Source organism: Bacillus sp. B19-2 (genome assembly GCF_022832475.1).
Taxonomy (GTDB): Bacteria; Bacillota; Bacilli; order Bacillales; family Bacillaceae; genus Bacillus; species Bacillus paralicheniformis.
On sequence record NZ_JALHKQ010000005.1, the window covers coordinates 151,816 to 173,131 of the forward strand.

Sequence of the window (21,316 nt, forward strand, 5' to 3'; positions counted from 1 at the left end):
TTCCCGGCAGCTTCCATTACGATTGTTCAAGCTCTTCGATCATCAGCGACAGCTCAGTCCAGCGCTCCATTGCCGCATCGAGTTCTGCGGCTGTTTGCGCCTGCTCTTCCATCAATGTCTGAATCTTGGCGAAGTCGCTGCCGGCGGCGGCGATTTCCTCTTCAAGCCGTTTATGCTTTTCTTCCAGAGCGGCGATTTTGTCTTCGATGCCGTCCCATTCGAGCTGATCTTTATAAGACAGCTTCTTTCTTTTCTTTTTCTCAGGTTTGACAGGCTCTGCGGCTTCAGGCGCCGGCTTTTGACGGCTGGTCTCCTTTTGCTTCTCCATATATTCGCTGTATGAACCTTGAAAACGCGAAACGTTTCCGCCTCCTTCAAACACAAGCAGGCGGTCGACGACACGGTCAAGGAAATAGCGGTCATGGGATACGGTCACGACAACGCCGGGAAACTGCTCCAAATAATCTTCCAGCACCCCGAGCGTCTCGGTATCAAGGTCGTTTGTCGGCTCATCGAGGAACAGGACGTTCGGCTCCTCCATCAGCACTTTCAAGAGATAAAGGCGCCTCTTTTCCCCGCCTGACAGCTTGCGGATCAAGTTGCGCTGCACGCTCCGCGGAAAAAGGAACCTTTCCAGCATCTGCTCAGCTGTGACCACTTGTCCGTCGGCCGTTTTGACGACCTCAGCCGTCTCCTTAATGTATTCGACGACCTGCAGCGCATCGTTCATTTCACTGTGGTCCTGTGTATAATAGCCGATTCTTACAGTCTGGCCGATCGTGATCTGCCCTCCGTCAGGCTTGACGCGGCCGGCAAGCGCGTTTAAAAGCGTTGTTTTGCCGATCCCGTTCGGTCCGATGATGCCGATCCGGTCCCCCGGCACAATCAGTTCATCGAATGAACAGACAAGCTGATTGCCGCCGCGGCTGATGTCAACACCTTCCGCTTCAATCACCTGCTTGCCGAGACGGTGGGAGCCGATGGCGAAATCAAGGGAAGAACCGGTTTCAGGTGCATCCTGTTCCTTTAGTTCCTCCACCCGCTGAATTCTTGCTTTTTGTTTTGTCGAACGGGCTTTGGCTCCCCTTCTCAGCCAGGCAAGCTCCCTTCGGAGAAGGTTTTGCCGCTTCGTTTCGCTTTGTTCGGCGAGCGCTTCTCTTTCAGCCCGCTTTTCCAAAAACACTTCGTAGTTCCCTTTGTATGTGTAGAGGCGCCCGCGATCCAGTTCATAGATCCTGTTGGTCACCCGGTTTAAAAAATAGCGGTCATGGGTGACAAGGACGACGGAGCCCGAATACCCGCTCAAATAGCCTTCAAGCCATTCGATCGTTTCATTGTCCAAGTGGTTTGTCGGCTCATCTAAAATGAGGAGGTCAGCAGGCTGAATCAATGTTTTCGCAATCGCAACCCGCTTTTTTTGCCCTCCTGATAGCGAGCTTACTTCTTTTGCCACATCCGCGACGCCAAGCTTCGTTAAAATCGTTTTTGCCGCTGTATTCGCGTCCCAGGCGCCGTGTTCGTCCATTTTCCCCTGTGCCGCCAGCAGGTTTTCCTGCTTCTTCGGATCATCAGGCGAAGCATTCAGCTCCTGAAGCGCCTGCTCATACGCCCTCATCGTCCGCATCATCACGGAATCTCCCGAATAAATGTGCTCAAGCACGGTTTCCGAGCCGTCCAAATCAGGATCCTGATCCAAGTACTCGATATGGAGGCTGCCGGGCTTGGTGATGTCTCCTTTTTCAGTCGATTCATGGCCGGCGATCACTTTCAGTAAACTGCTTTTTCCCGTTCCGTTCGGTCCGATCAAGCCGATCCGTTCGTTTTCTTCGATATGGAACGATATATGATCAAATAATGTTTTATCTCCGTAAGTTTTATATAAACCTTCCGCTTTAAAAATGCTCATCTGTCTACCAATCCTAACGTAATGTCATAACCTTATTTTAATGCAGATGATGCAAGAAAACTAGTGAGAGCTTTTTCACGGACATTACAGGAAGACGGCCGGAAGCCAGAAATATACGCTGATCACGATCAAGACGACACCTGCGATATTGAGCCAAAAGCCCGCCCTGACCATATCCTTCATCGTCAGCAGATTGGAGCTGAAAACGGCGGCATTCGGCGGGGTGGAGATCGGGAGCATAAAGGCGCATGATGAAGCAAGCGCAGCTGCCGCCATCAGCCCGTACGGCTCGACCTGAAGCGCGGCGCCAAGGCCTACCGTCATCGGAATCACCATATTGGCGACAGCCGTATTAGACATGATTTCGGTCATAAATAAAATCGCAGCCGTCAAAATGATCACCACCAATAAGTAAGGGTGGCCTTCCAACAGCTTGAGCTTGCCGCCGATCCACGCCGTCAGATTGGTCGCCGAAAAACCGGCCGCAAGCGACAAGCCGCCTCCAAACAACAAAAGCAGCCCCCATGGCAGCGTCTGCATATCCTTCCATTCCAAAATCCGTTCATCCTTTGTACTCGGAATTAAAAACAGCAAAACCGCTCCGAAAATCGCGATCGACGTATCTGAAATTTGAAACGGCAGGATGAATTTGAACATCCACAAACACGCGGTTAACAAAAAAACGGCAAAAACCGATTTTTCCTCCCTCGTCATTGCGCCAAGCGCCTTTAAATCATGATCGATAAAATCAGGCTTTTTTCCTTGAAAAGCGCTCACTTTAAATTTTATTTTCGTTAAATAAACATATAAAATGGCAAGAAACAGAACGGAAACCGGGAACCCAAATAAAAACCACTCAAAAAACATAATTTCGTGATTGAGCATCTGTCTGGACATCGCGGCAAAGACCGCATTCGGCACGGAACCGACCAATGTGGCAAGTCCGCCGATCGAAGCCGCATATGCGACTGCCAGCAAAATGCTTTTGCTGAACTTCTGCAGCGATTCGCCTTTTAAAATTTCTTTTTCCTGCACTTCTTTAATAACTGCAAGCGCTACGGGAAGCATCATCAAAGCGGTTGCAGCATTCGAAATCCACATCGATAAAAACGCCGTCGCCGCCATCACGCCGAGCACGATTCGATGGCTTTCAGCTCCGATCCGCTTCAAAATATGCAAGGCCATCCGTTTATGAAGGTTCCATTTTTCGATGGCGATCGCAATGATAAATCCCCCCATATACATAAACACAATCGGATCGCCGTATGCTTTGGCCGTCGTTTCCATATCTAAACCGCCCAATGTCGGCAGCAAAATGACTGGCAAGAGCGATGCCGCCGGAATCGGCACGGCTTCCGTAATCCACCAGACGGCCGTCCAAGCTGTAACCGCAAGAACGATCCGCGGCGCGTAAGCCAGCTCAGCTTCCGGTATCAAGCCGAGAATCAGCAAAAAACTGATCGGCCCCAATAACAATCCGGTCAGTTTAGTCGGTGTATATACTCTCATTTACCCCTTCCCCCTTTGAAAGCGATTTCCCATTCATCACTTTCGCTTCGCCCGGGGAAAATTCCTCTAAAAAATTTAAAATAAAATTTTAATAATTGAAAATATGAGAAAAGCCCGCCGGTTTTGCCGACGGGCTTGTCAATGTTCTAGTCTTCAAAATGATGTTCCGCCATCTTGGCGAGGTTTTGCGCGTTGCTGCTGATCTCCTGCATGGTGGCGGAAATTTGTTCAACGCCGGCGGCCTGGCCGCTCGTATGTTCATTGATGACTTCGATCGAATGCTCAAGGTCTTTCAATAACGCGTGGATTTTTTTCGTGATTTGGTCAATCTGCCCGACGTTTTCTTTTGAGTGTGTCGCAAGCTTGCGGATTTCGTCGGCGACGACGGAGAACCCTTTTCCTGACTCTCCGGCTCTCGCCGCTTCAATCGCCGCGTTCAGTCCGAGCAGGTTGCTTTGATCTGAAATGCCTTTTACGGTAACTGAAATTTTCTCAATTTCTCCGGCGCTTTCACTGACTTCTTTCGCCTGCTTAGAAATATCGGACATTTGTCCGGAAAATCCGCTGACAGATTCGGCGATATCCTGAATGGCTGAGGCCGTCTGCTCGACGATGACCGACAGGCTTTCCGCGACGCGGTGAAGCTGATCCGATTTTTCAAGACTCGTGCCGAGTCCGACTCCGCCGATAACCCTTCCGTTCTCGTCATGGAGCGGGATCGCTCTCGCCGCAAGAGGGAAGCCGAACAGCTCCTTAGGCACCATGCTCACTTTCTTTTTGTTTTGGCGGATGGCGTCTGTAATAATATCGCCTTCCTGCAAAGGATCACCCGCTTTGACATCAAGGGAAAATGTCTTTCCCGGAATGTTGATGATCAGCTTTTCAGTATCGTAAATCCCCACTGTCACATCGTCCTGAATCAGCTGATTCAGAAACGGCGCCACTTTCACAAAAGCATCCAGCAGCGGGTGGATGTCCGTTTTTACTGCTTCATTCATGTATCAAATCCTCCTTTTAATATGGAAAAATCCTTTTCTGGTGCTGAACGGAAATCCATTTTAATGTCGTAAATTCGTCAAGACTCCACTCGCCGTTCAGCCTGCCGATCCCCGATTGCTTTTCACCGCCGAAAGCGACATGCGGCTCGTCGTTGATCGTTGTGTCATTGACATGGATCATGCCCGTCTCAATTTGCTTCGCGATGGCAACGCCGCGCTCCACATTTCCCGTGTGTACGGCTCCGCTCAGTCCGAACGAAGTGTCATTTGCTATCTCAACCGCTTCTGCTTCAGTCTCAAACGGCATGACGCATACAACCGGGCCAAACAGCTCTTCCTTGGCAACAGACATGTCAGTCGTGACATCCGCAAGAATCGTCGGCTCGACGAGATTGCCTTTAATATCGCCTCTCAGAAGCGGTGTGGCGCCTTCTTCGATGCCTTTTTCAATCGATTTTCTTAAATGTTCAGCTTGGCGTTCATTGATGACAGGGCCGATCACAGTTTCAGGATCCAGCGGATCACCCGTTTTAAGCCCGGAGATTTTTTGGCTGAACCGCTTTAAAAATTCCGGATACACTTCTTTTTGAACGAGAATCCGGTTGGCCGACATGCAAATTTGCCCCTGATGTGTGAAGCGGCTGAAAGCCGCGGCATTGACGGCGTATTCCAAATCGGCATCCTCAAGAACGATCAGTGCGCTGTTTCCGCCGAGTTCAAGCAGCGGTTTTTTGAAATGTTTGATCGCCAGCTGCCCGATATAGCTGCCAACCTTCGTTGATCCGGTAAACGAGATGATTCTCGGAATCGGGTGTTCAACGAAACTGTCGCCGATTTCCCCGATATCCGTAACGACGACATTCAGAAGTCCCCCCGGAAGACCGGCTTCTTCAAAAATCTTTGCAATCAGCGTGCCGCCGCAAATCGGTGTTTCTTCATGCGGCTTTAAGACAACGCCGTTCCCGGCGCCAAGCGCAGGCGCAACCGATTTTACAGATAAAAAGAACGGAAAGTTGAACGGACTGATGACGCCGACCACACCCGCCGGAATGCGGTATATCCGATTTTCTTTCCCATCAACCGGTGAAGGGAGAATTTTGCCTTCCATTTTGAGCGGGAAACCTGCTGCTTCTTTGATCATATTGACGACAAGATCGATTTCAAAAGCCGCTTTCAGCCGTGTTCCGCCAAGTTCCTCCATAATGAGGTACACGATCGCTTCTTTATTGTCTTCAATATAAGCCGCGGCTTTTTCTAAAATCGCCCTTTTTTCATAGGGATTGACGTTATCCCATTTCTTTTTCGCCTCAAGCGCAGCTTTGTACGCCGCATCGACATCCTCCCGCGTCGCTTTCCGAAAAGAGGTAATCGTTTTATGGGTAAAAGGATTCAGATCGTCCAAGATGCTTTCACTTTGGCCGTCTCTCCATTCCCCTCCTATGTATTGACGGTTGAGGTCAGTCATTTGAATCATTCAGTCCATCTCCTATCAAACAGTTTTGGGAAAAGTTAGACTACATCTTATGTATCGGCAGTCTTTCAAGAAAATTCAATCTCATGAGTCTTTTGGATATAAAAAAAGATTTTACCGATAAATCGGTAAAATCCGGATACAAAGGGGAACAGAACCATTTTAGTTTTTCTGCGCAAGATAAACGGTTGTAATCAGCATTGATAAACATTGTAGAATATATAAAGCGGTTAATAAAAAAAACGAAAAAGAAATCCCTTGGAAAATGATCACCAATGTCCAGGCAATTAAAATAGCCGCCATTGTAATATTCCAGGAAAACGCCTTAGCCTGATAATTAATTTTCTGCTGGCGTTCATCGAACAGCCTCTCTTTTTTGCCAATCCGTCTGTTCACACTGTAAATCATTGCGATCCCGAGCACGCCTATTCCTAAACATGCTAAAGCGATCAGTATGTTTGTCATCGTTTCAGTCAATATTTTCATCCCCCTCAAAAATAAATAAATCTTCAATCAGACATTCAAAAATTTGAGCCAGTTTATGCGCCAGAACGAGTGAAGGTTTATACTTCCCTTTTTCAAGGGAGATCACTGTTTGCCTTGACACATTGAGCCTTTTAGCCAGCTCTTCCTGTGTCATGTTCAGCGAAGTGCGCTTTTCCTTTATTAACGTTTTCATCTTTCCTCCATCGGGATGTAAAGTTTACTATACGTAAAGTATACTTAACAAAAAATTGGATGTCAAGTTAACTTTACAAATAAAAAAAGATAGACAAAACAGACTTTCGCCTGTTCATCTATCTTTTTACTTCCCAATTTCTTTTTACGCCCCTAAATCGACATTATGGTAAACTTGCTGAACGTCTTCCAAATCTTCCAGCGCGTCAATCAGCTTTTCAAACTGTGCGCGCGCATCCTCTGGAAGGGCGACGTCATTTTGCGCGAGCATGGTCAGCTCGGCCACCTTGAACTCTGTGATGCCGGCGTTTTGCAGCGCCTCCTGTACGGCGTGGAACTGATCGGGCTCGGCATAGACGATCACCGCATCGTCTTCTTCTAAAATATCACGGACATCAATATCCGCTTCCATCAATAATTCGAGCGTCTCATCAGCCGTTTTGCCTTCAAAGCCGATGACGGCCGTCGGATCAAACATGTAAGCGACAGATCCGCTCACACCCATGTTTCCGCCGTTTTTGCCAAATGTGGAGCGCACATCGGCAGCCGTGCGGTTGACGTTGTTTGTCAACGCGTCAACGATCACCATCGCTCCGTTCGGGCCGAAGCCTTCATAGCGCAGCTCGTCATAGTTTTCCTCAGAACCGCCCTTCGCTTTTTCAATCGCCCGCTCAATAATCGCTTTCGGGACATTGTATGTTTTGGCGCGCTCTAGCACGAATTTCAGGTTCTGGTTCAGTTCGGGGTCGGGCTCTCCCTGCTTTGCCGCCACATAGATTTCGCGGCCGAACTTGGCGTAGATTCGGCTCGTATTCGCATCCTTGGACGCTTTCTTCTCTTTTATATTGTTCCATTTACGGCCCATGATGTAACCACTCTCTTTCAACATTGAATCTTTCATTCACAAAATCTATTATACCGCAGGGCCAGGCGATTTCATCAAATTGATGCATCGAATTTACGACATTTTTTTGGAAATCCGTCTTAAGACGCGAGTTTTCCGCTGCCTTTCTTCTGCTCTTTTTTCACAACAGTAACAAAAATTCCTGCAATCACAAACAAGATCCCGGTCAAATGAATCAGTGTGAATTGCTCCTTCAAAATGACGCCTGAGAGCACAACAGCCGATACGGGGAGAACCGAAGTGAAAATCCCGGAAACGCTCGCCGGCACTTTTGTCACGCCGTTGTACCATAAGTAAAAAGCAAGCACTGTAACAATCAGCGCGTAATAAAGGACATATGACCAATCAAGAAGCCCGGGCCCGCTAAAATCAAACGAGACAGCCTCAATGACCGCAAACGGCAGAAAAAATAAAAAACCGAACAACGAAACAAACGCCGAAATCGCCAATGCGGAAATATGAGGCGACAGCAATTTCGCCATTAGCGTAAACATCGCTTCACCGATCACCGCGGCTGCGATTAACAGATTTCCCATCAAGGCATAAGGGCTCCCCGCTTCGCCGCCGGCCCCGAACAGGTTGATCGCCATCACGCCGATAACGGCGAGCACGATGCCGGCGGCCATTCTCTTTTCTATTTTTTCTTTTAATAAAAAGAAAGCCAAAACACCGACAGCCATCGGCGTTGTGCTCGTAATAATGCCGCTCTCCATCCCCGTCGTCAGCTTGACCCCGTAAAGCATGCAGATGCTGAACAGAAAAACACCCGTAAAAGACTGCAGCAAAAGAACAAAGACATCTTTTTTCGATAGAGCGGGAATGCCTTTCTCAATCCAAAAAAGCAAGATCATTAAAACGGCAGCCGCAATAAAAAAACGAATGCCGGACGACAAAAACACCGGAATCGTCTTCACCATCAGCTTGCCGACAACAACCGAGCTCCCGACGATCGCCATGGCGAGAGCCAGAGAAAAATAAACCGACATTTGGTTCCGCATGAGTTTTCTCCTGTCATGATGTATTTAAAATTCTTTTTAAGTTTAACAAAAATAAGGTAAAATTTATTTCTTCTGGAATAAATATTTTCAAAACATTCATATCATCCAGACAGCATTTTTATCAGTCCGCTTAATTGCCCAATCCCTTTCTTCATGTCTTCACAGGAAGCAAATGCATATGACAGCCTCATGTAATCGCCCCTTTCCTGCCCGTATATGGCCCCGGAATTAAAGAGAATTCCTTTTGAAAGTGCTTTGGCATAAAGAGTTTTCATCGATACCGGCGGCAATATCTTCAGCCAAATAAAGAAGCCGCCTGCCGGAACGCTCCATTTTGCGAATCCTTCCAACTCTGTTTCTAACAGATGCACCACAAAGTTTCTTCTTATTTTCAGCTGTTCTCTCACGTTTTCCAAATGTTTCTGATAATGCCCAGATGTCAGCCATTCAGCTGCGACTCTCTGAGACAGTGAACTTGAGCCGTAGTCCGTCTGCATTTTAATATCTGATAAACGTTCAATGACCGGCTCCGGGCCGACGATCCAGCCGATTCTTAACCCCGGGCTCAACGTTTTCGAAAAACTGCCAATGTATAAGACACGGCCGTTTTTATCCATCGCTTTCATTGGAGCAGGCGGCGGGGCATCAATCCATAATTCGCGGTATATATCATCTTCAATGATAGGCAGGTGCTGTTGTTCGCTGAAAGCCAGAATCTCTTCCCTCCGCTTTTTGGACATTAACACTCCGGTCGGATTTTGAAAACAAGGATTGGTGTACAAAATGGCTCTCGTCCTCATATTTGGCGTCATCTTGATGCTTTCTGGCATCAGGCCTTCTTCATCCATTTGCAATCCGGCCATCCTCATTCCCGCAGATTGAAAGACATGCAGAGAATAAAGGTAAGACGGCTGATCAAGAAAAACGGTTGATCCGCTTTGCAAAAGCCCCATTGCGATTAACTGTAATGCTTGCAGCGCGCCGGAAACAATTAAGATAGAAGACGGGGAAGCGTGAATGCCGACCGTTTGCAAATAGCTGCTCAACGCCTCTCTTAAAGGAAGATAGCCTTTCGGCTCCTCATATCCAAAAGCATCCATGTTATGAGCAACCTTCTCCATCATCTCCTTCATGATGTCCAGCGGAAACAATTCATTTGAAAGCTCGCCTTTGCTGAGCTGTATCAATGTTGAATTCGATTCAGATTGATTAATCTCCTGAACCGTTTTCCGGCTGGGCTGCTGGAATCCGGCTGCCACGTATTTATCCCAATCAGGCGCCGAATGTTTGGCCAACAATGTCCAAGTATTGTTTATAACAATCGTGCCTTTCCCCATTCTCCCTTCTATTAATCCGTCGGCAATTAATTCTTCCAAAGCTGTAATCACCGTGCTTCTGTTCACAGCGAAATGTTTGGCCAATGAACGCTGACTCGGAATTTTGGTGCCGATCGGCCATTCTCCATTTGCAATCTTCTCTTTTATAAATTGAATGATTTGTTTGTATTTTGGCACGCGGGGCATAAATGGATCTCCTTCTATCGATAAGTGGTTGGGTTTATATTCTCAAAACTGGTTGAAGCCATTTTACCAAACGTCCATTAAGATGGATACACACATTTAAACCGGTTGGTTTTTTTAACAAAGGAGATTGAAAAATGATGAAGAAACAGAGGATGTACATCATGTTGTCATACTGCCTGATGATCGGCTTTTGGGCTTCGGCTTTTCCGGGGATCCGAGTCGGGCTGGAAGACTATACGCCTCAGCACCTCACATTGCTTCGGCTGCTGTCAGGTTCTTCGGCTCTAATATTGCTGGCCGCTGCGGTTCGGATGCGCCTGCCGGAAGCAAAGGACATCCCCATCATTTTGCTGCTCGGTTTTTTAGGATTTTCCGCTTATCACACATTGCTCAATCAAGGCGAGGAAACGGTCAGCGCCGGAATGGCAAGCCTCCTGGTCTCGACAACGCCTATTTTTTCAGCATTGTTAGCAAGGCTGTTTTTCGCAGAACGATTTGGTGCAGCGAAATGGCTCGGATCAGGGATCAGCTTTTTAGGCGTCATGCTCATTTCACTCGGCGTCGGAAACTTTGAAAACACAGCGGCTGGGGTGTTGTTCATTTTACTGGCCGCGATATGTGAAAGCATCTATTTCGTTTTTCAAGAGCGCTACATTCAAAAATACGGTTTTATCCCTTTTGTTTCATACGCGATTTGGGGAGGAACCATCCCAATGCTGTTCTTTTTACCCGGGCTATTCGAAGAGCTTTGTCATGCTTCTATTCAATCTACTGCAAGTGTCGTTTATTTAGGATTGCTCCCTACAGTTGTCCCATATTTCGCGCTTGCTTATATCACCTCGCACAGAGGATCTTCAGAAGCCGCGGTTTCGCTTTATTTAACGCCAGCGGCAACACTTTTCATATCATGGATATGGATAGGCGAAGTTCCCGCTTTTCTATCACTTGCCGGGGGAATCATAACGATAGGCGGCGTACTGTTTACATACAGAAAAACGAAAAATACCATTTGCAAACTCGAATAATTTAATTCTGCTTATCTCCCAGAAAACTAGAAAGGATGTCCGAACCCGGGGGCATCTTTTTTCAATCGAATGGGCGTTGCTTGGTGAAAAAAAGTTCATCAAAAGCTGCTTCATCCCGATGTCTCTTTTCGGTTTCTTATATTCCGATTTGAAACCTGTAAAAAGCGTAATTTATTCTGTAATAAGCTTATTGCCAACTAATAATGTAAGCAAATTATGTAGACAATCCTTCCCCATCAGCGATCTGCCGTCACCAGCACCCGCCTTGAGTCAATATTAATGATTTCAATATATAAAAGAACACTGAATGTTTACTATTCAAGTCCGCTCTTTATCAAAAGTGTTTTTCCTGAAAACGGTGAATTTCGCTGTCGTTCTCCACCAACGGGCCCCTTGCCTCTTCAGTTTGATTGGGCTTTCTTCGATCAGACTCATACTAAGGTCTCCTGCTTTAAGACCAAAAATGGCCCCGCAGTACTCCTTCAATCTCCGTTAACCAGCAATATCCGGGAATCAGTCAATTTGTTCCCATAGTGGAACGATTCTTGGGTGAACTCTATATATTATTTTCAAAGAATCTTTTTTAGAGTGGCGTCATTTATTTCGTAAATAGGAGATGAAATTGAGAAAATGGATCATGCTAAATCATTGCAAGCCTCCGCAAATTCAAGTTCGGATGTCTGGAACTTTGTTTCTGCTCCCGCCTTGCACCCGATGAAAGTGACCATCAATGCAAGGAAATCCGGAACAGCTCCAGGCTTAATATTTGTTGCTCCATATACGACGTTTGAGGCAACAATGATTGGACAAACAGGCGCGCTGATTATGGATCAGGCTGGCAATCCGGTCTGGTTCAGACCGCTTGAAAGCAGGTATACGCAAAATACAGACTTTAGGATGCAATCCCTTTTCGGGCGCCCTGTTCTTACGATGTGGCAAGGTACGATATCAGGAACTCAGACTGCAAATCCCAATCTCCCCGCAGGTGATCCTGAACCCGGCGCTTTTTTTCAAATTCTCAACCAAAATTACATCGTGATCAAAAAACTTAGAGCCCGGAAAGGATTTACCGCAGATGTTCATGAATTTACCATCACAAAGCGAAATACCGCATTGTTTACAGCGATTAAGCAAGTACCGGCGGATTTAACGCCGTATGGCGGGCCGGCAGACGGATATTTTGACAATTACTCTATTCAAGAAGTCGATCTTGTTACAGGCGAGCTTCTTTTCTTTTGGGATGTGCTTGCCCATGTTAATCCCGCCGATTCAATGGTTCCCGCGTCATCAGCAGCAAATTCAAATAATATTTGGGATTGCTTTCATGTCAACTCAGTCGAAGAAGGACCAAACGATACGCTTCTGATCAGCATGCGAAATATGTGGGCTATCTATAATGTCGATAAAAAAACGGGAAATATACTTTGGCAGCTTGGGGGAAGACAAAGCGATTTTTCTTTTGGACAAAATGCACAATTTTCATGGCAGCATGATGCGCGCCACAGGCCCGGAAACAGGATCAGTTTGTTTGATGATGCCTGCTGTGCCACGCCAACCTCTCCGCCTCAAGGACCGGCACGCGGTTTAATCCTGCGGCTTAATTTTCAAAATAGAACCGCAGAAGTGGATCGAACATATTATCATGATCCGCCGCTGTTTGTGCCAAGTCAAGGAAATGTCCAACAACTGCCGAACGGAAATCAATTCGTTGGCTGGGGACAGGAACCGTACCTTTCTGAATTTAAAAATGCCGGCAATACTGTAGAAAACCCTTCAGTCAATTTGATATATGATATGCAGTTCCCTAATCAAAATCTTTCATATCGAGCGTTTAAAAATCTTTGGGTCGGTTTGCCTCTTTATCCGCCAAGTATTGCTGCTGTTCGATTGAATAACAGCACGGTTGTTTATGCATCATGGAATGGTTCTACCGAAACTGTCGCATGGCAGGTACTGGCCGGACCTTCATACGATAATTTAGCAGTCATTGTTGACGGTACCCCTCGCATCGGATTCGAGACAAACATTAAAGTTGACTCCGCAGGGCCTTATTTTCAGGTTAAAGCATTGAATTCATCTGGTCGCGTGATCGGCAAGTCGCGAATCGTCCATGCGCAGAAGAAATAAAAAGCCGGAAGGTGAAAGAATGAAACCGAAAAAGAACCATAAAAGGAAATCAAGCTTTAGAGGGGGACTTACTGACGTTCCCGGCATCCTTGTGGGGAACGCAGCTGATGAAAGCGGCCGTTCGGGCTGTACGGTAATCCTCTGTCCAAAAGGAGCCGTCCCCGGAGTCGACGTAAGAGGAGGCGCCCCGGGAACCCAACTTACAGACGCCATACGCCCCGGAACATCTACAGAGGTTGTGCAAGCGTGTCTTCTCACGGGCGGCAGTTATTTTGGATTGGCTGCCTCAGACGGGGTGATGCGCTGGCTTGCCGAGAAGGGAATTGGCACGATGACCGAAGCGGGGCCTCTACCGGCTGTACCGGCGGCGGTCATCTATGACATCATTTACGCTAAAGGTGCACGCAGGCCCGATGCAAAAATGGGATACGCTGCCTGTCAGGCAGCAAGCCCCGGACTTATCGCAGAAGGAAGCGTGGGCGCCGGAGCAGGGGCAACAGTCGGGAAAATATATGGGCGGCCGATGAAAGGCGGACTGGGCACCGCCTCTTGGACGATACCAGGCGGTCCGACGGTGGCAGCCATAGCCGTCGTCAACGCTCTCGGAGACATTTGGGACAGTGGACGCATCATCGCCGGAGCGCTGCGGCCAGATCATACTTTTGTCAATCAGACGAGAGCAATACTTGACGGAGAGGTTCCCCTTGCCACACTGTCAGGGAGCACTACCATCGCCGTGATCGCCACAACGGCAAAACTGAACAAAGCTGAAGCAAGCCGTGTAGCCACTCTCGCGCACGACGGAATGGCACGCGCCATATCCCCGGTTCATATCCAAGATGACGGTGATACAGTCTTCTGTCTGGCCACCGGCTCAGACACGAGCGGACTGTCTGGCGACTTTGCCGTTTCTGCAGTGGGCACCGCTGCTGCTGTAGTCTTGGAAAAGGCTATCATTCGAGGAGTAAAGGCAGCTTGCAGCGAATATTCACACCAATAAAAGACCTGTGTTGATCAATTCCGACGGTTTTATCATACAGCTTGTGACAGTTCAAATGAATATTCGACTTTATTCCTGATACTCCTTCTTTAAAATTAGAAAGAGCCTTTTCGAAAGTCAAAAGGCTCTTTTGCATCTTAAATCGCTTCCGCTAAAATCATAAACCTGTACTGTGTAACGTCAAAATAACCCTTTTCTTCAATCATTTTATGAATCTCGTACAATTCATCCGTGTATTGATTCACTTCAAAACCGGGCGCCTGCCAAGGAATGGCTTTTAAGTAATAGACCAGTGCCCCAATATCATAAAACCTTTGAATCGGACACTCTTCCCTGCTTTTTAAAATCTTAAAATCATGCTTTTCTATTTCTTTTAATGCTTTTTCCAAGTTCCAGTCCTTAAATTCTTCATTTAGCGGCACACCAAGTTTTTCATTGATTTCTTCGCAATCATGCCCGCCGACTTGCTGAGTGAAGAACAGTCCTCCTTTTGAAAGGATTCTTCTCACCTCTTGTGCTGAATATGATTCGTGTTTATTGATGACCAGGTCAAATTGCCCGGATTCAAATGGAAGATCTTCATCATCATCAATTTGAACGACCTGAACCCCTAAAGGCGTCAATCGTTTCGTTGCGACTGGCACATTGGGCAAATAGCATTCCGTAGCGTATGCTGACGAAGGAAACGGCCCCAATTTCGATAAAAACTCTCCGCCGCCTGTCCCCATATCGAGCATGGATTTGGAATCTTGAATAAGAGATAGAGCCATGCTTCCGTATGACCATGAAAGCAGGTCGCTTTTCATTCTTCCCGTATCATCAATGAAAGAAAAATCCCAGCCGCTGAAAGGCTCGTCTGCATGTTTTAAAAATGAAAGAAATGTTTTGTCATTCATGATATTCCCCTCCAATTTTAATGTTTATATATGTTTTAAACAATTGGAGGGCCTCTCGCGAATATGAAGGGTTTTTATATTTCATGCTCTTTTAGAGTCACTCTAATCGCACCCCATTTCATGGCTTTAAAAAAGAAGCCCTGTAAAAGGACTTCAGCAAATATTAACCTCCAACCGGCAGCTCAGCTGTTTGAACGCCGCCCGACGCCTGATTGTGGCTTTCGGATAAAGCTGCTCCGCCTAAGACCATAGCAGTTAACGACAAGCAAAGAATCAATTTTTTCATGACAATACCTCACTCCCTAATGATCTCATTTTGTTTTCGGCTTTCATGAATATTTTAACAAATTCCAGCGCTTCCTTGAAATCTCCTTTTTTCTCAAAATAGCTTGAGATGAGCAAAGAAAGGTCGCAAACCCCGTCTAAATCATTCATCTCGTCCAAGGAATCGATGTCGTCTTTGATGCTTTTTACGTTTTCATGGCAATACAGCTCATAAATAATATTTATTTTCTTTTCATAATGCTTATTCCCGTTTTTCTTTAATTCCTCCTGTCCTTTTTTATAATAGAACAGGGCCGCTTCTGTTTCGCCGATTTTGAAAAACTCTCTGATCAGCATGTAAAGCGAGTTGATATAGTAGCTTGACTCGCACCATTCGGCGTTGCTCAAAGCATGCTGGACGGCGAGAATGCATTCCTGAGACCGGCCGGAATTGGAATACAGAATGCTGATATTGTGATGAAGCATCGCCTCTAAAAACGAATCGTCGATCTTTTTGGAAATTTCAATCGATTCTTCAAAGTACTTCTCCGCATCTTTAAAGCGCTGCATCTGCATGTAATTTGTCCCCATCACAACCTGGGAAATCGCCAGCTTTTTTTCGTACCCGTCATGCATTTTGTAAATATTCATCGCGTCTCTCGCATAATTGAGAGAAACCGCATTTTGCCGGAGAGACATATACAGCCAGGACACTTTAAAATAAAACTCGGCCGCTTCGATCTGATCGGGCACCTTCGCCAGTTTTTTCTCGGCAACCTTGTACAGGCTGATCGCCCGCTCAACATTCTTGTTGTACGCTTCATGCATCGCCTCAAAAAAATAGAAATAATAATCGATCATATGATCCGTCTGCTCGATACACTCGATCTGCGAATCATTAAAGTAAGACTCCCGCGGCAGCCGCTCTCCCCTCGCATCATAAAGCATCATCCGGTACCGCTCCTCAAGAAGCGAAAAATAAGCCAGCACATTCTGATCCTCTTCCATCTCGGAAAACATCGACTTCGCCTCATCAAAAAGATGCTTTGCCTGCTCAATATCGTGCTTTTTAATGGTCAAGTGGAATTCGTTCAACACCCCCGCAACCACCTCTGAAGCGACCTTGCTCATGCCGAACCCCCTCTTTCTCTTTAAGATTGTTCTCTATCTGTAACATGATCTTATCACACGTGTAAATTTTTGTAATGACCTTTTGTCAATTAGTGTTCTGTTTTTGTCAACAATTCGATATGAGACCTTATGAGGAAAAAGCTTTTTGCTATCAATTTTAACTGTTGGTATAGATCAATCAACACATCTGGCCTATAAACAGAAAGCGCTCCTTCTTTTTTCAAAAACAAGAAACCACTCGCCTTCCACAAAGGCAAGTGGTTCTTCACTTATTTTAATTGCTGATAAGAAATCAAGCGATGAATATGGACTGCCAAGTATGTCAGTTCATCATTCGGAATGACGTTTCCGTGTACCTGCTTGATATAATCCTTAATTTTGAAAGCGACATCCATTGCTTGCGGATATAAATTAGCAATTTGCTCAAATAATTCATTCTCCTGATTTGTTAGCAAATTATCAGCGTAAAATCTTTCAACGAAAAATTTAACATGTGTGATAAATCGGCTGTAATGAATATTTTCTTGATCTAATTTCATGTTTAATGTGTAACGGACAAGATTGACAATGCTCCCGATCATTTTTGCATACTTCATTCCATTTTTTGATTCTGTTTCTTCACCTAATGCATTAATTAAGTGGAACGCAATATTTGCCGCTTCCTCTTTCGGCAATTGGATCCCCAGTGTTTCATTGATGAGCTGCAGTGCATAATTCCCTGCCTCAAACTCTTCCGTATAGTAGTTTTTAATTTCCCAGTAGACGCGATTCGTAATATTGATGTTCTTTTTATAACGCTCTACTGCAAAATTCAAGTGATCCATTAGTGTGAAGTATACGCCGGAATTTAGCTTTGTTTTTAATTTTTCTTCTGCATAATGAACAATTTGCTGTGTCAATTCAATAAATTCTTGCGGTATTGAATCCAACAGTTGGAGAAATTCCTTTGCCTTTATATTGTCTACTGGCATAAATACTTGATCAGCCTGTTTTTCTTCAATCATATTCCCCGGCTTTTGCCCATAACCGATGCCTCTGCCGCATAAAACCAGCTCCTGGCGGTTCTGATCTACAGCCAGTACCACACTCGAGTTTAAAACCTTTTTTATTTTAAACATCGCCATCACCTTTTCATGAATGCGGTTTTTTAGTCTAATACTTCTCCATTTGACTCGATCACTTTCTTATACCAGTAGAATGAATCTTTACGTAGGCGCTTCAATGACCCGTCGCCATCGTCATCTTGATCAACATAGATAAACCCATATCGTTTGGACATTTGAGATGTGCCCGCACTAATAATGTCAATCGATCCCCAGCTGGTATATCCAAAGAGATCAACACCTTCTTCAATGGCTTCTTTCATCTGACGGAAATGTTCTCTGAAATAGTTCATACGATAATCGTCATGGATCGATCCATCGCTTTCGACGACATCTTTAGCACCCATACCGTTCTCCACAATCATGAGAGGTTTTTGATAGCGATCATACAATTCAATGAGCGAAATTTTTAAACCGACCGGATCGATTTGCCAACCCCAATCTGTTGCAGGCAAATATGGATTTTTCACACCGCGAATCGTATTGCCATCTGTTTTTTCCAGCCCTTCCTGTGCAGATTCTGTCAGGGACATATAGTAACTAAATGAAACGAAGTCTACCGTATGTTCTTTCAAAATGGCAAGATCGTCCGCTTCCATCTTAATATTGATATTTTTTCGTTCCAGCATGCGTTTGATTAATGGCGGATATTCGCCAAACACTTGAACATCTGCATAGAAATAGTTATCAAGGTTTTGCTTCAGTGCGCGTTCAACATCATTCGGATGACAAGTGTGCGGGTAAGTCGTGAGTTTCGTTAGCATACATCCCACCTGACTGCCGGGAATGATGCGATGACAATCTGCAGTCACAAGAGCGGATGCCACAAATTGATGGTGCAATGCTTGATAAACCGTTTCCTCTATTTTCCCTTCAGGACAGCGGTCAGGAATGATTCCCGCTGTAATGAAAGAATGGCGGTGTATACTGTCTATTTCATTAAAGGTAAGCCAATATTTCACAACATCTTTATACCGTTCAAAACACACATTGGCGAATTTCACAAAGAGGTCGATCACTTTTCTTTCAACCCATCCGTTGTATTTCACACTAAGTGCTAATGGCATTTCATAATGTGATAGAGTCACGATCGGTTCAATGTTATGTTTTTTCATTTCTTGAAACAGACGATCATAAAACTGAAGGCCTTTCTCGTTCGGCTCAGCTTCTTCCCCTGTCGGGAAAATTCGGCTCCATGCAATCGATATACGCAATGTTTTAAAGCCCATTTCTGCAAAGAGAGCCAAATCTTCTTTATAGTGATGATAAAAGTCAATCCCTCTGCGCTTCGGATATTTTTTTACGTCCGGGTCTTTCATTGCGCGTTCAATGTTTTCAGAAGTAACAGCAAGGTGCCCTTCGTAATCTTCTACACTCAAATTCGAACGGTACATGGCAATATCTGCAACAGACGGTCCTTTTCCATCAACATTCCAAGCGCCTTCTGCCTGGTTTGCGGCAATCGCACCGCCCCATAAAAAACCTTTCGGAAATCCTTTTGTCTTTGTCATCATGATTCCCCTCCTAATTGTGTAACAACCATCAACGTATCTTGACGATTGACCTCTTTTAATTGCGTGACTTTTATATCATATTGATTGGTATTCGTAATAACTGCTAGTGTAACTGGATCATAACCTGCTTCTTTAATTTTTTCCAGGTCAAATTGAATGAGCAGATCACCTGCTTTGACTTGATCCCCCACTTTTACCAATGGTTTAAAGAACTTGCCCTCTAGCTGAACGGTGTCGATCCCAATATGGAAAAGAACCTCAACTCCGTTTGCTGTTTTCATGCCGAGCGCATGGTTTGTTTCAAAGAGAAGGGAAATCTCGCCATCTACCGGTGCATATAGTTCACCCTTTGAAGGAATAATGGCAATTCCCTCTCCCATTACCTTTGAAGAAAATATGTCATCTTCTACATCAGACAGTGAAATCATTTGACCGATGACTGGACTTTTGAATGTCTCATCTGCGTCAAGTTTTTCGGCGAAAGCGCCTTGCTCTGCTTCTTTTTCCGTTTCTTCTGTCTTTCGATCTTTTCCTAAAATAAAGGCAGCAGCAAAAGCAACAACAAATGAGATGGCAAAACCGATCACTGCAAACATAAAGTTGCGTGGAAGCTCGTCAGATATGAACATCGACATACTTGCAAGACCAGGTCCAACAAGAACAAACGCTTGAAGTCCGACAAGTCCAATGAAGATGCCGCCGATGAAAGAACCGATCATGACACTGCTAAGCACACGTTTATTTTGCAGTGTCACCCCGTATAATGCCGGTTCGGTAATCCCAAAGAATGCTGAAATCCCTGCAGAAATGGCAGTTGAACGGAGCACTTTATCTTTTGTACGAAGGGCAATTGCGAAACACGCCCCGCTTTCGGCGAGATTGTGTGCAAGTGACGCAGGCAAGTAGAGTGCTTCTTTTCCGAGATTACCCATTGTTGTTACAGCGTATGGCACCATCGCTTTGTGCATCCCTGATGCGACCATAAATGGAAGGACTGCTGCCAGAATCGCAACCGCAACCCAGCCCACTTTGTCAAACATAGCAAGGATGATTGCTGTGAAGCCTTGCCCTGCTGTAAAACCGATTGGTCCTAGCAACAGGAGAGTGATCGGAACTGTCATAACCAAAGACATCATCGGTACGAAGAAAATACGAATCGGTTTTGGCGAAATACGAGTAAACCATTTTTCCATCTGTGCATACAACAGGACAGATAAAATCGCCGGAAACACCTGATAGGCATACGCAATATTTTTCACATCGAATGAAAACAATTGAGCGCCTTCTGTCAGCATCGCCGTCATGTTTGGCAGAATAAGAGCGCCGACTGCCGATAATGCAACAAGCGGATTCACTTTTAATTTATTGGCTGTCGTCACGGCTACTAGCAATGGCAGGAAGTAAAGCGGCGCATCGCCAACCATATTTAAAATCTGATACGTTTGCCCTTTGGCATCCATTAATCCGAATAACGAGAAGAGGAGGAGAAACGATTTTAAAATCCCTCCACCCGCAATGGCGGGAACAAGCGGTTGAAAAACACCAACAATGAAGTCTAATAGTACAGTCCCCGCTTTTCGCTTTTCCTTCGGCTGATGGGAAGACCCATTTTGTCCAGAAAGCGCCCCGCCGAGAAGGCCGGTCAATTTCTCATAGACTTCAATGACATCGTTTCCAATCACAACCTGGCATTGGCCCGACATACGGACAGCGATGACACCTGGTGTTTTCTCAAGTGCCGGTACATTCGTCTTGTTTTGATCAATCAATGTAAAACGGAGTCGTGTCGAACAATGCTCCAAGTGGGCAATATTCTCTTTACCGCCTACATGCTGCAATACGTCTTTTGCAGTTTGTGTGTAATTCATTGTTTCTCCCCCTTTTCTGAAACATGAGACCTATATTTAGGCAATAAAAAAAGGACCTAAACCGACAAATTAAAAAATTTATCGGTTTTAGATCCTGCCTGCATGACCAGTCACATGTCTAATTTATCAATATTGGATTTGATTAAAGTATATATCGGTTTTATGAAAGCGTCAACATTTATTTTGGTTTTTTGGAAAGAAGGAAATTTCTTGGTCGAATGGCCTACGGTTTATTTCTAATAGCGATCATGAAGATCTTTAAGCACCCGCAAATTGCGCGCCAAGGTAAATGGAATTGTTCAACACCCCCCGCAACCACTTCTGAACCGACCTGCTCATGCTGAACCCCCTCTTTCCCTTTAAGATGCTATCTATATTTAGAACGATCTTATCACATGTGT

18 protein-coding genes are annotated in these 21,316 nt (G+C 45.5%); 3 read left to right on the top strand and 15 right to left on the bottom strand.

The features are described 5' to 3' along the window. Positions 1–16: 16 nt before the first annotated feature. The 9 genes from MST20_RS18500 to pdxR all read right to left on the bottom strand — a co-directional run bounded on the left by MST20_RS18500 (position 17) and on the right by pdxR (position 9,987). The gene (locus MST20_RS18500; protein ID WP_243944061.1) at positions 17–1,906 is read right to left on the bottom strand and encodes an ABC-F family ATP-binding cassette domain-containing protein; all 1,890 of its coding nucleotides are present in this window, start codon (positions 1,904–1,906) and stop codon (positions 17–19) included. An 84-nt stretch (positions 1,907–1,990) separates the two neighbouring features. Beyond that, complete coding sequence (locus tag MST20_RS18505) at positions 1,991–3,415, bottom strand: SLC13 family permease (protein ID WP_243944063.1); 1,425 nt, start codon at positions 3,413–3,415, stop codon at positions 1,991–1,993. 146 nt (positions 3,416–3,561) lie between these two features. Next, positions 3,562–4,413: a methyl-accepting chemotaxis protein gene (locus MST20_RS18510; protein ID WP_243944064.1), complete on the bottom strand. Its 852-nt coding sequence runs from the start codon at positions 4,411–4,413 to the stop codon at positions 3,562–3,564. A gap of 16 nt (positions 4,414–4,429) precedes the next feature. Next, positions 4,430–5,887, bottom strand: coding sequence for a benzaldehyde dehydrogenase (yfmT, locus tag MST20_RS18515; RefSeq protein ID WP_243944065.1), 1,458 nt, complete (start codon positions 5,885–5,887; stop codon positions 4,430–4,432). Positions 5,888–6,046: 159 nt separating this feature from the next. Next, positions 6,047–6,361 (bottom strand): DUF2178 domain-containing protein, encoded by a 315-nt coding sequence (locus MST20_RS18520; RefSeq protein ID WP_243944066.1) that lies wholly within the window; start codon positions 6,359–6,361, stop codon positions 6,047–6,049. Beyond that, positions 6,354–6,563 carry a helix-turn-helix transcriptional regulator gene (locus MST20_RS18525; protein WP_003179660.1) on the bottom strand — a complete coding sequence of 70 codons (210 nt, stop codon included), beginning with the start codon at positions 6,561–6,563 and terminating at the stop codon, positions 6,354–6,356. Before MST20_RS18525 ends, MST20_RS18520 begins: the two co-directional genes overlap by 8 nt. Before the next feature lie 144 nt (positions 6,564–6,707). After that, the gene (locus MST20_RS18530; protein ID WP_243944067.1) at positions 6,708–7,427 is read right to left on the bottom strand and encodes a YebC/PmpR family DNA-binding transcriptional regulator; all 720 of its coding nucleotides are present in this window, start codon (positions 7,425–7,427) and stop codon (positions 6,708–6,710) included. A gap of 119 nt (positions 7,428–7,546) precedes the next feature. After that, positions 7,547–8,464, bottom strand: coding sequence for a DMT family transporter (locus tag MST20_RS18535; protein WP_481747922.1), 918 nt, complete (start codon positions 8,462–8,464; stop codon positions 7,547–7,549). Positions 8,465–8,565: 101 nt separating this feature from the next. Further along, positions 8,566–9,987: a MocR-like pyridoxine biosynthesis transcription factor PdxR gene (pdxR, locus tag MST20_RS18540; protein ID WP_243944068.1), complete on the bottom strand. Its 1,422-nt coding sequence runs from the start codon at positions 9,985–9,987 to the stop codon at positions 8,566–8,568. A gap of 137 nt (positions 9,988–10,124) precedes the next feature. Here pdxR and MST20_RS18545 point away from each other — a divergent pair, with 137 nt between their 5' ends. The 3 genes from MST20_RS18545 to MST20_RS18555 all read left to right on the top strand — a co-directional run bounded on the left by MST20_RS18545 (position 10,125) and on the right by MST20_RS18555 (position 14,139). Continuing rightward, positions 10,125–11,012, top strand: coding sequence for a DMT family transporter (locus MST20_RS18545; protein ID WP_243944196.1), 888 nt, complete (start codon positions 10,125–10,127; stop codon positions 11,010–11,012). A 630-nt stretch (positions 11,013–11,642) separates the two neighbouring features. Next, entirely contained in the window at positions 11,643–13,139 is a 1,497-nt protein-coding gene (locus MST20_RS18550; protein WP_243944069.1) for an arylsulfotransferase family protein, read from the top strand. A 19-nt stretch (positions 13,140–13,158) separates the two neighbouring features. Beyond that, on the top strand, positions 13,159–14,139 hold the full coding sequence (locus MST20_RS18555; protein WP_243944071.1) for a P1 family peptidase: 981 nt from the start codon (positions 13,159–13,161) through the stop codon (positions 14,137–14,139). Between the two features lie 137 nt (positions 14,140–14,276). On the opposite strand, the gene MST20_RS18560 is transcribed toward MST20_RS18555, so the two are convergent. From MST20_RS18560 to MST20_RS18585, 6 genes are all read right to left on the bottom strand, one after another. Next, on the bottom strand, positions 14,277–15,035 hold the full coding sequence (locus MST20_RS18560) for a class I SAM-dependent methyltransferase (RefSeq protein WP_243944073.1): 759 nt from the start codon (positions 15,033–15,035) through the stop codon (positions 14,277–14,279). 163 nt (positions 15,036–15,198) lie between these two features. Beyond that, positions 15,199–15,321, bottom strand: a complete 123-nt coding sequence (locus MST20_RS18565; protein WP_176277552.1) for a PhrK family phosphatase-inhibitory pheromone — start codon at positions 15,319–15,321, stop codon at positions 15,199–15,201. After that, positions 15,318–16,430, bottom strand: coding sequence for a Rap family tetratricopeptide repeat protein (locus MST20_RS18570; RefSeq protein WP_243944074.1), 1,113 nt, complete (start codon positions 16,428–16,430; stop codon positions 15,318–15,320). Before MST20_RS18570 ends, MST20_RS18565 begins: the two co-directional genes overlap by 4 nt. 269 nt (positions 16,431–16,699) lie before the next feature. Beyond that, entirely contained in the window at positions 16,700–17,548 is an 849-nt protein-coding gene (locus tag MST20_RS18575) for a PRD domain-containing protein (RefSeq protein WP_243944076.1), read from the bottom strand. Positions 17,549–17,577: 29 nt separating this feature from the next. Then, positions 17,578–19,044, bottom strand: coding sequence for a glycoside hydrolase family 1 protein (locus MST20_RS18580; RefSeq protein ID WP_279600197.1), 1,467 nt, complete (start codon positions 19,042–19,044; stop codon positions 17,578–17,580). Next, positions 19,044–20,915 (bottom strand): beta-glucoside-specific PTS transporter subunit IIABC, encoded by a 1,872-nt coding sequence (locus MST20_RS18585; protein ID WP_243944080.1) that lies wholly within the window; start codon positions 20,913–20,915, stop codon positions 19,044–19,046. The genes MST20_RS18580 and MST20_RS18585 overlap by 1 nt, the downstream gene beginning before the upstream one ends. Positions 20,916–21,316: the final 401 nt, after the last annotated feature.